The following is a 12,528-nucleotide window of genomic DNA, read 5'->3' as shown; positions in this document are numbered from 1 at the left end:
ACTCTATTCAATCGGCAGCGCAGCGGGGAGTAACAAGATCGTCGTGAATCCCGCCAGCGGCGGGGCCAGCCAGCGTCGCGCCCGCGTCTGCCCGATGGCACGCACGCGTCGCTCGGCCTCGAGCTCGGCCAGCGCGCGCTGTACGGTGCGCTGGCTTGCGCCCAGGGCCAGTGCAAGGGCCGAGGTCGACCAGGCGGCGCCGTCGGACAGCAGCGCCACCAGCGAGGCCTGATCGCCGTCGATGGGCGGCGCCAGCACCACGACCGGCCGGGCATCGTTCGGCGTGAGGATGAAGCCCTGCGGCGTGGCCTCGATGCGCGCCATCGGCTTGACGAGCGCGCGCAGCCGACCGATCTCGACGCGTAGCCGCGCGCGGTGCGTTTCGTCGGGGTCGCGGGTGCGGAAGGCGTCGGCGATCAGCGCGTCGCGGTCGACATCGCCGGGCCAGGCCGCGGCCAGCGCGCGTGCCAGCGAGAACAGCACGGGCCGGCGTGCGAGCGAACGCCAGGTGTCGCCGCCGCCGACACCGCGGCGGCAGGCATCGACGACCAGCGCATCGGACGCGAGCAGCGCCTCGACTTCGTCCAGGCGCAGGGCCTGTTCGCCGTCCGCGGCAATGCGCCGGGCGGCGGGACGCTCCAGCGCGGCGCGCGCCTCCGCCACTTCGGCCAGCAGCGCCGGCACGCGCGCACGCAGCGCCGCGTCATGCGCGCGGGTGAGCGCCGCCCGTGCCGTGCCGGTGCGCAGGGAACGCAATGCGAGTTCCGCCGACGCCAGCTCGGCAACCGCCGCGAGCGATGGCGGCAGGTTGTGCCCGTCGAGCAGCGACAGCGCGGCGGCAGCCTCGTCGAGCCGGCCGAGCAGCAGCAGCCGGCGCGCCGCAATGAGCCGCGCCTGCAGTGCATTGACCAGGTCGTCGCGCGCCTCGAGCGTGACGGCCGCAGCGGTCAGCGCGCGCGGCGAACCGCCCAGGTCGCGCATCGCAAGCGCCACCTCGGCCTCGGCGACGACGCAGCGCGCACGCGCCAGTTCTTCGTGCGACCCGAAGCCGCTCGCGGCGCGCCGCAGCAGCTCGCGTGCGCGTGGATGCTCGCCGAGCTGGGCCATCGCAATCCCGCGCAACGCGAGCGCCGGCGGGTCGTCGCGCAGGGCCACGCGCTTGAGGGCTCCCAGCGCGTCGCCGGCGGCGAGCGCGCGCGCGGAGGCGGCGATGAGGGAATCCATGGGGCGACAGGCTACAACACCGCCGGCACCCTCGCCTCCAGCCGTGTGCCTTGGGCGCTGGCATCGATCTGCAGCGTGCCGCCGATGCGCGTCATGCGCGCCTGCATGCTGCGCAGGCCGATTCCACCGATCGACGAGGCAACCGTCACCGCGTCGAAGCCCACACCATCGTCCTCGACGCTCAGCAGCACACCGGCCTCGCCATCGGCCAGCAGCTGCACGCGCAGGGTGCGCGCGCGGCTGTGCTTCACAACGTTGGCCAGCGCTTCTTCGAGCAGGCGCGTGAGGCCCAGCACCTGGCGCGCGGACAGCGCGCAGGGCCACGCCGCGGGCGTCTGCCAGTGGCTGCGCATGCCCATCTCTTCGAACAGCCGGCCGAAGCGGTGGCGCATCGGCGCCAGCCATTGCGTGGGCGTGGCAGCCACCGGGGCCGCGCCGCCGCTGTGGGTGTCGATGATCTGGCGCAGGTCGTCGCGCAGCGACTTGAACATCGACAGGTACTGCGGCCGTTGCAGCGCCTCGCCCGACTGCTCCACCAGCGCGATCGAACGCACCAGCGAACTGCCCAGGCCGTCGTGCAGGTCGTGCGCCACGCTCAGGCGTTCGTTCAGCCGCACGTTGTCGAGCTCCAGGCGGTGTTCGCGGCTGAGCGTGTCGGCCAGCTCGGTGCGCGCCCCGCGCACTTCGCGCGCCAGGTCGTCGTTGAAGCTCTCGACGCGGCGCAGGCTGCGCGTGAAGCCGCCCGCCAGGATCAGCGACATGCCGATCATGATCAGCGGCGCCGTGACCACGGTGTAGCCGAAGCGGTCGTCGATGACGCGCAGGATCATCAGCGCGTCGTGCACGGCCGCCACCAGAAAACCGAAGGCGCACAGCGCCAGCAGCAGGTGCTCGGTTTTCTTGGTGTCGAGCGCGCGCAGGATGAACTGCACGCAGGCCGCCATGAAGAGCAGCGCGTACGCGATGAACGCCGCCAGCGTCGCGACCGACAGCGCAGGCTGCGGCAGCAGCGCAATCGCCGCCACGGCCAGCGCCGCCACCGCCCACAGCGCGCGGCTCAATCGGGGAAAGCGCTGGTCGCCGAAGTGCCACATGAACATGCAGAAGCAGCTCACGTACAGGACCATCCACGCCGTAATCCAGCGCGACCAGGCGTCGGTAGAGCCGAACGGCCACGGCAAGGTGCTGACCACCGTGTTGCTCGCGAACACGATCCAGGCGATGGCGCTGAGCGCGTACCAGCCGTAAGCGGTTTCCTGGCGGCGCATGAGCCACAGCACGAGGAAGAAGCAGCCCAGCGTGATCGAGATGACGAGGTTGATCGCGGGCAGCACGCGCGCGAACAGGCGGCGTTCGTCGTAGTAGGCCACCGCCTCGTCCGCCGGGCCGAGCACCACGCGGCCCAACCCCGAGCCGTACATGCTGCCGCCCACCACCTGCACCCACAGCGTGTTGGTACCGGCGTTCAGCGCGGCGGCCGGCAGGAAGAACAGGCGCGGCGTGTTCCAGCTGCGGCTCAGCGGCTCCACCAGGCTGGCGTCGCGCCAGAGCAGGTTGTCGTTCAGCGAGATCGCACCGGCCATGCTCAGGTAGTCGAAGGCCACGCCCAGCTGCGGCGCGTCGTCGCGGCCCGCGCACGGGCGCTGCCAGTCGATGCGATACCAGACCGTGCCTTCGAAGCCGGACCAGTGCGCGTTCCAGTGGTGGGGCAGCGTCACCGGCTGCCAGCCGTCGATGGGAGGCGGCGCCTCAGGCCCGGCGCCGGCCGCGGCACGCACGGCCCGCACGCTGTCGATGCGCGGCGCGCACGCCTCGGTCGCCCCGGCCGCCGAAGCCGCGTGGGCGAACAACCACCACAGGCTCAGGCCAGCAAGCCACGCGAACGTGCTGCGAAAACGGCGCGCGTGCGCGAAGAAACGGTGAGCTTGCGGTAGATGTTCTTGATGTGGCATTCGACGGTGTGCCGCGACAGGAAGATCTGCTCGGCGATTTCGCGGTTGGTCAGGCCCTCGGCAACCAGCTGGAGGATCTGCAGTTCGCGTGCGGTCAGCACATCTTCGCCGACGCGCCCCGGCGTGGCCGGCGGCGCCTGCGTCAAGTCGAGGATGCGGCGCGCAATGAACGGATCGATCGGCGCCCCGCCGCGCAGCACGCTGCGGATCGACAGCAGCAGCTCCAGGTCGTCGCGCTCCTTGAGCACGTAACCGGTGGCGCCAGCGCGCAGCGCGTTGAGGATCAGGTCGTCGGTGCTCCAGGCGGAGATCACGAGGATGCCGGGGCCATCGTCCGCATTCATCGATGCGTTCGATGCACTCATCTGCGTGATCAGTTCCACGCCGTTGCCGTCGGGCAGGCCCAGGTCGACGAGCACCAGCGCGAACGGCTGCCGCGCGAGTTCGATGCGGGCATCGGCCAGCGTGCCCGCCAGCACCAGCGCGTCGTTGGCGTAGCCCAGCTGGTTCAGGATGCCGACGATGCGCCGCTGCATGAGCGCGTCGTCTTCGACGATCAGCACGGGCACCGGCAGGTCGGGACTGGGCGGCGGCGTCATCGCCGGAGCTTCGGGCGGGGGAGAGAAAGCGGACATCAAGACGGTTCGGACAAGGTGGGACGCATGCCCGAATCATCACCCAGGCTTCGCGCGCGAAGCTGCAGTGTCCCCTCGCGGCGGCTCTCCGGCCATCACCAGATCTGGGGGTTCTGGCGGCATGGCGCGGCATCGGTCGGTCTTCGCCTACAGACAGGCGGCGTGCGAGCGACCATGGTGGGGTCATGACACATCCGATCGAACTCATCATCGACGAGCCGGCTCCCGGATCTTTTGTCTGGCGGCTGCTCGAAACCGACACCGACGGTGCACCTTCCATCGTCCTGCGCTGCGCCTTCGACCCGGTCGAGAGCTACGAACTCGCGCTGGCCTCGGGACAGCGCGCCCTGCGCAGCGAGATGCGCACACACGGCACTACAACGGAAGGCCACTGAGCGTCAGCATGCGCTGACGGCGGCTTCGCGAGGCGTCCTACCGCTGCGGCGCCGTCGGTTCCTAGGATGACTTTCGGGCGCCGGTTCTCTTGCGCTTGTTGCAATGAGGCAACCGCCGGTGTCTTCAAGGAGATGACCATGCAAAGAAAGCTCATGTGGATGTGCGCCGCTGCCGTGTCCTGTTTCACGGCCGTGTCGGCGCAAGCGCAAGTGAACCCGCCGCCCGCCGCTCCCGTCGATCCGGCGGTTGCCGAGTTCAAGGCGGCCCGCGACAAGATCTCGGCCGACTACAAGACCGACCGCGCCGCCTGCGATGCCATGAAGGACAACGCCAAGGACGTCTGCGTCGAAGAAGCCAAGGGCAAGGAAAAGATGGCCAAGGCCGAGTTCGACCAGAAGATGAAGCCCAGCGACGGCAACGCGCGCAAGGTGGCCGAAGCCAAGGTGGAAGTGGCCTACAGCATCGCCAAGGAAAAGTGCGACGACCAGAAGGGCGAAGCCAAGTCGACGTGCGTGAAGCAGGCCAAGGCCGACGAAAGCAAGGGCAAGGCCGAAGTCAAGGCGATGAAGAAGTAACCAACCGGGCCGCAGCCCTTCCCGTTGGCGCTTCGCGGGGGCGGTCGCATACTCGACAGATGCCCTCTTCCCCCCCGCGTCCGCGGGTCTACCTCGCCGGCCCCGACGTGTTCCGGCCCGACGCCGCGCAGTACTTTGCCGCGCTGGCGCTGGCCTGCGACGCGCTCGGCATGACGGCCGTGCCGCCCTTCGACGGCGCGCACGCCGGCCCCGACCCCGCGCGTCGGATCTATGAGGAAAACATGAAGCTGCTGCGGTCGGCGGACGGCGTCATTGCCAACCTCGCGCCGTTTCGCGGGCTCGAGCCGGATTCGGGCACGGTGTTCGAGGTCGGCGTCGCCATCGCCCTGGGCCTTCCCGTGGCCGCCTACGGCGTCCCACCGGGCACCTACGCGCAGCGCGCCGGCACGGCAGGCCTCGTCGGCCGCGACCCGGACGGCACCTTGCGCGACCCCGAGGGAACGCTGATCGAAGACTTCGGGCTGCCGCTGAACCTCATGCTGGCCTGCTCGGTGCGCTTTTCGGACCTGGCGACCGATGCATTGCGGGTGCTGGCCGGGGTGTTGGGGTCTGCGCCTGCCAAACGGCAGTGAGCCTGAATCCGTGACATAAGTCACAAATAACAGGCAGGACATCACCAATTCCGGGGAAGAAGCCCCTTGAAGTAAGCCTTTAAGCCTCTTTTTGCGTTGGACATGCCAACGCCCCAAAAAAGGAGGCCCGGATGCCCCCCTCAGACCAACAAGCAGTTTTCGAAGCGGCGGGCCGCCTGGGTTCCATGGAGGTCCTGACCACGCAGATCAGCGCCATCGTCTCGATGCTGCGCGCCCTGTACGCCGCGCACCCCGAGCCGGCGAAGGTCCGGTTCCACTTCGACCGGCTGATCGGCCAGCTGCTGACCAGCCCCTACCTCAGCCACGACCCGGATCACGCGCTGATCCTTCAAGACACGGCCGCGACCCTGCTCCGGCCACCGATCGAATCCGACCCGGTGCGCTAAGCATCGGATACACACCCAGGAGACTCTGAAATGAGCTTTGAAAAAATCAGGCTTCGATTCGGTCGGTCGTTCCGTCGCGGCGATCGCGTCATCTGCGAAGGCCGGCCCGGCACCATCACCGGAACGACCTTTCCGCATGTGCGCGTGCGCTTCGACGGGCGGCAGATTTCGGTGCCTTGCGATCCTTGCGAACTGCATGTGGGCGCAGCGCCGATCGCAACGCTGTCCGCGCTGGTACCGCAGCCGTCCTGAAGACATCGCCTCGCCGGTTTCGGTGGAGCGGTCGCGCGTTGCGAGCAGACGCGAAAAAGCCCCGACTGGCGGGGCTCTTAAGGGCTGTTTGATCACTGCAAAGTGATCAGGAAGCCAATCCTGGCGGAACCGGAGGGATTCGAACCCTCGATGAGGCTCTACACCCCATACTCCCTTAGCAGGGGAGCACCTTCGGCCACTCGGTCACAGTTCCTGAAAGCAACCGCAATTATGCCATTACTTAAGCGGTCGGTTGGTCGAGATCGAACGCTTTATGCAGCGCGCGCACGGCCAATTCCATATATTTTTCATCGATCACGACCGAGGTCTTGATTTCGCTGGTCGAGATCATCTGGATGTTGATGCCCTCTTCGCTCAACACACGGAACATCTTGCTGGCCACACCCACGTGGCTGCGCATGCCGATGCCCACGATGCTGACCTTGCAGATCTTGGTGTCGCCCACGATCTCGGTAGCGCCCAGCGAAGGCATCACCTTCGACTCCAGCAGTTCGACCGTGCGCGCGAACTCGTTGCGATGCACGGTGAAGCTGAAGTCGGTCTTGCCGTCCTTGCTGAGGTTCTGGATGATCACATCGACTTCGATGTTGGCGTCTGCCACGGCACCGAGGATGTGGTACGCGATGCCCGGCTTGTCGGGCACGCCGAGCACCGAGATCTTGGCTTCGTCGCGATTGAATGCGATGCCGGATACGACGGCTTGTTCCATGTTTTCGTCTTCCTCGAAAGTGATCAGCGTGCCGGACTTGGCCTCTTCATTGATGTCGATGTCCCACGGCGTGAAGCTCGAAAGCACGCGCAGCGGCACCTTGTACTTGCCGGCGAATTCCACCGAGCGGATTTGCAGCACCTTGGAGCCGAGGCTGGCCATCTCGAGCATCTCTTCGAAGCTCACGGTGGTCAGGCGGCGCGCATCGGGCTCGACGCGCGGGTCGGTGGTGTAGACGCCGTCGACGTCGGTGAAGATCAGGCACTCGCTGGCCTTCATGGCCGCCGCGATGGCCACGGCCGAGGTGTCGCTGCCGCCACGACCGAGCGTGGTGATGTTGCCCTCGTCGTCCACGCCCTGGAAGCCGGTAATGACCACAACGCGGCCAGCCTCGAGGTCGGCGCGCACCTTGGCGTCGTCGATGCTCTCGATGCGGGCCTTGGTGTACGAGTTGTCGGTGCGCACCGACACCTGCCAGCCCGCGTAGCTCACGGACTCCGCGCCTTCGGCCTGCAGCGCCATCGCCAGCAACGCCGACGAGGCCTGTTCGCCGGTGGCGGCGAGCATGTCGAGTTCGCGGTGATAGGCCACGCCGGGTTTGCCCGGCGAGAGCTCCTTGGCAAGACCGAGCAGGCGGTTGGTTTCGCCGCTCATGGCGCTGGGCACCACGATCATCTGGTGACCCGCACGCGCCCATTTGGCGACGCGCTTGGCGACGTTGCGGATGCGCTCGGTCGAGCCCATCGACGTGCCGCCATATTTGTGAACGATCAATGCCATGGATGAAATCAGAGAAAGATAAAGGGCCGCTTGGAAAGCGGCGCCCTGCAAGCCGTCAGAGCGAAGTCTTCAGCGAGGGCGGGGCATTGTACCAATGCAGCCGCTCGCCCCTGCGCTCGGCGAAGCCTGCGCCCACCTTGAGGTGGATGCGGTGGCCGCGCGTGGTGCAGGCGCGGACCTGGTCCAGCAACTGGTCGAGCTGCGCCGCGCTCGGCGCGCAGCCGTGCGACTGCATCAGCCAGTGGCGCAGCACGTTGGCCTGCCGCGCGCGGGACAGCGCCTGCAAGGGCCGGATCTGCGGCGGCTCGCCCACGATGGCAAGGTCTTGTGCCGCCAGTTCGCTCAGCAGCTGCTGGGCCTGCGCCGCGTGGCCGATGCTGCGCGCGAAGGTGGCGCGGAACTGCGGGAAGGCTTCTGCCAATGCGGGGAGCAGCACGGCACGAATGCGGTTGCGGGTGTAGCGCGCGTCAGCGTTGCTCGGGTCTTCGATCCACGGCAACTGCTGCTGCATCAGCCAGCTGCGGATGTCGGCCGCTGGCACCGCAAGCAAGGGTCGATGGATGTTCAAGCCGTCGCGCACGGCATGCGCAGGCATCGCGGCCAGGCCCGGCAAGCCGGCGCCGCGGGACAGCGCCAGCAGCAGCGTCTCGACTTGGTCATCGGCGTGATGCCCTAGCGCGATGGACGACACCGCAGGCCGCGCACCATCGGCACGTGCCATGGCCGCATACGCGTCATAACGTGCGCGACGCGCCGCATCTTCGGGACTGTCGCCCGGCGCATGCCGCGCATCGACCCGGTGCGTCACCAGCGGCACGCCAAGCCGTTCACAGACCTGCGCGCACTGCCGCTCGAAGTCGTCGGCCGCTGCCTGCAGGCCGTGGTGCACGTGAAAAGCGATCACCTGCCCCGGCCATCGCGCCGCGCAGGCCGCGAGCAAGGCGGTCGAATCCGCACCGCCGCTGAAGCCGACGGCCAGCGGCAGGCTCGCCGGTTCGAACGCGGCCATGGCGCGTTCGAAGGCTTCGCTCATGATCGAAAAAGAAAAAGCCGCTCAGCGGCTGATGTCGGCCTTGGTGTCGTTGAACCGGCCGTAGCTCTGCAGGCGCTCGTAGCGGCGGTCCAGCAGCTCCTTCGTCTTCAGGTCGCTGACCTGGCGGAAGGCGTCGTTGAGCGCGCGCTTGAGAAACGCGGCCATCTGGCGATGGTCGCGGTGCGCGCCGCCGACGGGTTCGTTGACGATCTTGTCGACCAGGCCCAGCGCCTTCAGGCGGTGCGCCGTGATGCCCAGTGCATCGGCCGCTTCCTGCGCCTTGTCGCTGGTCTTCCAGAGGATGGACGCACAGCCTTCGGGGCTGATCACGGAGTAGATCGAGTACTGCAGCATCACGAGCTGGTCGCCGACCGAAATGGCCAGCGCGCCGCCCGAACCGCCTTCACCGATGATGGTGACGATGATGGGCACCTCGAGCTGCGCCATCTCGAAGATGTTGCGACCGATGGCTTCCGATTGGCCGCGCTCTTCCGCGTCGATGCCGGGGTAGGCGCCGGGCGTGTCCACGAAGGTGAACACCGGCAGCTTGAATTTCTCGGCCGTCTTCATGAGACGCAGCGCCTTGCGGTAGCCCTCGGGCTTGCTCATGCCGAAGTTGCGCGCGGTGCGCTCCTTCGTGTCGCGGCCCTTCTGGTGACCCAGCACCATGCAGGGCACGCCGTTGAAGCGCGCAAGGCCACCGACGATCGACAGGTCGTCCGAGAAATGACGGTCACCATGCAGCTCGACGAAGTCGGTGAAGATTTCGTTGACGTAGTCGAGCGTGTACGGGCGCTCTGGATGCCGGGCGATCTTGGTGATCTGCCAGGGCGTCAGGTCGCTGTAGATGTCCTTGGTGAGCTGCTGGCTTTTCTTGCCGAGCTGATCGATTTCTTCCGAGATGTCGACCGCCGATTCGGTCTGTACATAGCGCAGTTCTTCGATTTTTGTTTCGAGTTCAGCAATGGGCTGCTCGAAGTCGAGGAAGGTTCGTTTCGCCAACGTCTTCTCCTGTTTTGTTCAATATGCGACCGGCACGGGGTCCAGCGATCGCCAAATATACCAAGTCGCCACGCTGCAATACGGCGCCCAGGCCACGGCGACGTCGCGGGCATCGCTGCGGCTGACCGGATCGCCCGAAAAATAGTTCACGCTGATGCCGTTGAGCAGGCCCTGGTCGTCGACCGGCAGCACGTTCGGGCGCATCAGGTGAAAGATGAGGAACATCTCGGCGGTCCAGCGGCTGATGCCGCGGATGGCCACGAGCTCTTCGATGATGAGCTCGTCCGACATGTCTTGCCAGCGGTCGACATGCACGGTGCCCGAATCGAAATTCAGGGCCAGGTCGACCAGATATTCGATCTTGCGCGCCGACAGCCCGGCGCCGCGCATGTCGTCGACCTTGAGCTTGAGCACGTTGGCCGGCGTCAGCTTGCGCGGCAGCGTGGCGAACTTGTCCCAGGTCGACTGCGCGGCCTTCACCGATATCTGCTGGCCCACGATGCTGCGCGCCAGCGTGGTGAACGCGTCGCCGCGCGATTCGAGGCAGGCTTCGCCGAACTTCGGAATGAGCCGCTTCATCACGCGGTCTTTCTTGGCCAGGTGCTTGCAGGCTTCCTCCCAATAGTCCGGCGTGTAGATGCGCACGCTGGTCTGCTGGGTTGCAGGTACGGGGTTCGTGGTTCCGTTCACTGTGCAGCCGCCCAGGTCGTTCCCGTGGGCGAATCCTTGAGCACGATGCCCTGCTCGAGGAGCTCCTGGCGAATGCGATCGGCCTCGGCGAAATTCTTCGCAGCCTTGGCCGCTGCGCGTGCGTCGATCTTCGACTGGATCGTGGCTTCGTCGAGCGTGGTGCCAGCTTGCAGAAACGCCTTCGGGTCGCCTTGCAGAAGACCCAGCGTTCCGGCCAGCGCCTTGAGCAGACCCGCGGTGTCTGCGGACTTGGTGCGGTTGACTTCGCCGGCCAGTTCGAACAACACGGCGATGGCTTCGGGCGTACCGAAGTCTTCATCCATCGCCGCCTTGAAACGTGCGGCGTGGGGCTGCGTCCAGTCGATGGTCACGGCCCCTGGCGCCACCAGGTCGAGCGCGGTGTACAGGCGTTTGAGCGAGTTGCGCGCGTCGTCGAGGTGGGCGTCGCTGTAGTTGAGCGCGCTGCGGTAATGCGTGCGCACCAGGAAGAAACGCAGGCTTTCGGCGTCGTACTTCTGCAGCACTTCGCGGATGGTGAAGAAGTTGCCCAGGCTCTTGGACATCTTCTCGTTGTCCACGCGCACGAAGCCGTTGTGCACCCAGAAGCGCGAGAGCGGCTTGCCGTTGGCGCCTTCGCTCTGCGCAATTTCGTTTTCGTGGTGCGGGAACTGCAGGTCTGCGCCACCGCCGTGGATGTCGAAGGTTTCGCCGAGCGTGGCGCAGCTCATGGCCGAGCACTCGATGTGCCAGCCCGGGCGGCCGGTGCCGAAGGGGCTTTCCCATTTGGCGTCGTCGGGCTCGGTCGGCTTGGCGGATTTCCAGAGCACGAAGTCGAGCGGGTCCTGCTTGCCGTCGAGCACCGCGACGCGTTCGCCCGCGTGCAGTTCGTCGAGCGACTTGCCCGAGAGCTTGCCGTAGCCAGGGAACTTGCGCACCGCGTAGTTCACGTCGCCGTTGTCCGAGCGGTAGGCCAGACCCTTGCGCTCCAGCGTCTCGATGATGCCGAGCATCTGCGGCACGTATTCGGTGGCGCGCGGCTCGATGGTGGGCGGCTCGATGCGCAGTGCACCGATGTCCTCGTGCATGGCCGCGATCACCTCGTCGGTCAGCGCACGGATGGTGATGCCGCGCTGGACCGCGCGGGCGATGATCTTGTCGTCGATGTCGGTGATGTTGCGCACGTAGGTCACGGCATAGCCGCTGGCGCGCAGCCAGCGCTGCACCACGTCGAACGCCATCATCATGCGGGCATGGCCGATGTGGCACAGGTCATAGACCGTCATGCCGCACACGTACATGCGAACCTGCCCAGGTTGCAGGGGGGAGAATTCCTCCAATTCACGCGACAGCGTGTTGTAGATGCGCAGACTCATGGGACTCGGAAAGCGTTGATTCGCGCACGTGCGGTACGGGCGAGCAACGGTGTATTTCAGGGGTGACGGAGGGTGTGGCTACGAGGGGTTCGACGTGGCCCCTCGGCTACAATGCGACGCAGTATAAACGGCTGCCGCCGCGCAGCGTCCGGGTGTTCTCCAGGCCCGCTCTCCCCCATCCTGCCGAGACTTCATGAAGCACGCTGTGTTCTCCAAACTCCCCATCGCCTTTGCACTGCTGTTCGGTCTGTGGGGCTTTGCCGCGCACGCCAACGACTACGACGACGTCAACCTTCTGCTGCGCCAGGGCAAGTCCGCCGAGGCGCTCGCCAAGGCCGACACCTACATCGCCGGCAAGCCGCGCGACCCGCAGATGCGCTTCCTGCGCGGTGTGATCCTCACCGAGCAGAACAAGACCGCCGAGGCGATCACCACGTTCACGCAGCTCACACAGGACTTCCCGGAACTGCCCGAGCCCTACAACAACCTCGCGGCGTTGTATGCCTCGCAGAGCAAGTTCGACCAGGCCCGCGCCGCACTCGAAACCGCGCTCAAGCTCAGCCCCAACTACGCCACCGCGCACGAGAACCTCGGCGACGTGTACGCACGCCTGGCAGCCCAGGAATACCAGCGCGCCCAGCAGTTCGCCACCACCAACGCGAGCGTGGTGCCCAAACTCTCGCTGATCCGCCAGATCTTCACGCCCAAGGCCGCGGCCGATGCGGCGGTGCTGCCGGCAGCGCCGCCCGAGGTGCGCAAGCCCGTGGGCCGCGCGACCAAGTAACCGCTCAACGGCCCACAGCCTCTTGCAATCCGGTGGTGCGCACACAGTTGCCCCCCAGTCTGCGCCACCGCAGGCCCACTGCCCTCCCCTCCACCCGCACAC

14 protein-coding genes and 1 tRNA gene are annotated in these 12,528 nt (G+C 66.8%); 6 read left to right on the top strand and 9 right to left on the bottom strand.

Going from position 1 to position 12,528, the window contains the following annotated elements; genetic code table 11:
* Positions 1-3 precede the first annotated feature (3 nt).
* The 3 genes from IG196_RS12930 to IG196_RS12920 are packed head-to-tail and all read right to left on the bottom strand — an operon-like array spanning position 4 to position 3,775.
* Positions 4-1,224 (bottom strand): helix-turn-helix domain-containing protein, encoded by a 1,221-nt coding sequence (locus tag IG196_RS12930; RefSeq protein WP_192196475.1) that lies wholly within the window; start codon positions 1,222-1,224, stop codon positions 4-6.
* Between the two features lie 11 nt (positions 1,225-1,235).
* Positions 1,236-3,074, bottom strand: coding sequence for a 7TM diverse intracellular signaling domain-containing protein (locus IG196_RS12925; protein ID WP_192196474.1), 1,839 nt, complete (start codon positions 3,072-3,074; stop codon positions 1,236-1,238).
* Positions 3,075-3,085: 11 nt separating this feature from the next.
* Complete coding sequence (locus IG196_RS12920) at positions 3,086-3,775, bottom strand: LuxR C-terminal-related transcriptional regulator (protein ID WP_225617019.1); 690 nt, start codon at positions 3,773-3,775, stop codon at positions 3,086-3,088.
* 221 nt (positions 3,776-3,996) lie between these two features.
* Between IG196_RS12920 and IG196_RS12915 the strand changes: the two genes are divergently transcribed.
* The 5 genes from IG196_RS12915 (at position 3,997) to IG196_RS12895 (ending at position 6,034) form a co-directional block, all read left to right on the top strand.
* Positions 3,997-4,206: a hypothetical protein gene (locus IG196_RS12915; protein WP_192196472.1), complete on the top strand. Its 210-nt coding sequence runs from the start codon at positions 3,997-3,999 to the stop codon at positions 4,204-4,206.
* Positions 4,207-4,344: 138 nt separating this feature from the next.
* On the top strand, positions 4,345-4,782 hold the full coding sequence (locus IG196_RS12910; protein WP_192196471.1) for a hypothetical protein: 438 nt from the start codon (positions 4,345-4,347) through the stop codon (positions 4,780-4,782).
* Positions 4,783-4,841: 59 nt separating this feature from the next.
* Complete coding sequence (locus IG196_RS12905) at positions 4,842-5,375, top strand: nucleoside 2-deoxyribosyltransferase (protein ID WP_192196470.1); 534 nt, start codon at positions 4,842-4,844, stop codon at positions 5,373-5,375.
* A 131-nt stretch (positions 5,376-5,506) separates the two neighbouring features.
* The gene (locus IG196_RS12900; protein WP_192196469.1) at positions 5,507-5,782 is read left to right on the top strand and encodes a hypothetical protein; all 276 of its coding nucleotides are present in this window, start codon (positions 5,507-5,509) and stop codon (positions 5,780-5,782) included.
* Positions 5,783-5,812: 30 nt separating this feature from the next.
* Positions 5,813-6,034, top strand: coding sequence for a hypothetical protein (locus IG196_RS12895; protein ID WP_192196468.1), 222 nt, complete (start codon positions 5,813-5,815; stop codon positions 6,032-6,034).
* 121 nt (positions 6,035-6,155) lie between these two features.
* Here the strand turns inward: IG196_RS12895 and IG196_RS12890 are convergent.
* From IG196_RS12890 to cysS, 6 genes are all read right to left on the bottom strand, one after another.
* Positions 6,156-6,248: transfer RNA gene (locus IG196_RS12890), tRNA-Ser, on the bottom strand.
* 27 nt (positions 6,249-6,275) lie between these two features.
* A complete protein-coding gene (locus tag IG196_RS12885) occupies positions 6,276-7,544 on the bottom strand; it encodes an aspartate kinase (RefSeq protein WP_192196467.1) in 1,269 nt (422 codons plus the stop codon).
* Between the two features lie 55 nt (positions 7,545-7,599).
* Positions 7,600-8,577, bottom strand: coding sequence for a tRNA lysidine(34) synthetase TilS (gene tilS, locus IG196_RS12880; RefSeq protein WP_192196466.1), 978 nt, complete (start codon positions 8,575-8,577; stop codon positions 7,600-7,602).
* A 21-nt stretch (positions 8,578-8,598) separates the two neighbouring features.
* On the bottom strand, positions 8,599-9,579 hold the full coding sequence (locus IG196_RS12875) for an acetyl-CoA carboxylase carboxyltransferase subunit alpha (protein WP_101492880.1): 981 nt from the start codon (positions 9,577-9,579) through the stop codon (positions 8,599-8,601).
* A gap of 18 nt (positions 9,580-9,597) precedes the next feature.
* A complete protein-coding gene (locus tag IG196_RS12870) occupies positions 9,598-10,269 on the bottom strand; it encodes a DNA-3-methyladenine glycosylase family protein (RefSeq protein ID WP_099796660.1) in 672 nt (223 codons plus the stop codon).
* Positions 10,266-11,642 carry a cysteine--tRNA ligase gene (gene cysS, locus IG196_RS12865; protein ID WP_192196465.1) on the bottom strand — a complete coding sequence of 459 codons (1,377 nt, stop codon included), beginning with the start codon at positions 11,640-11,642 and terminating at the stop codon, positions 10,266-10,268. The genes IG196_RS12870 and cysS overlap by 4 nt, the downstream gene beginning before the upstream one ends.
* Positions 11,643-11,835: 193 nt before the next feature.
* On the opposite strand from cysS, the gene IG196_RS12860 reads away from it, so the two are divergent.
* Complete coding sequence (locus tag IG196_RS12860) at positions 11,836-12,426, top strand: tetratricopeptide repeat protein (RefSeq protein ID WP_192196464.1); 591 nt, start codon at positions 11,836-11,838, stop codon at positions 12,424-12,426.
* Positions 12,427-12,528: the final 102 nt, after the last annotated feature.

Origin of the sequence: Variovorax sp. 38R (assembly GCF_014843395.1) — a bacterium.
Lineage (GTDB): Bacteria > Pseudomonadota > Gammaproteobacteria > Burkholderiales > Burkholderiaceae_C > Variovorax > Variovorax paradoxus_H.
This window is presented reverse-complemented; position numbering and strand designations above follow the sequence as displayed.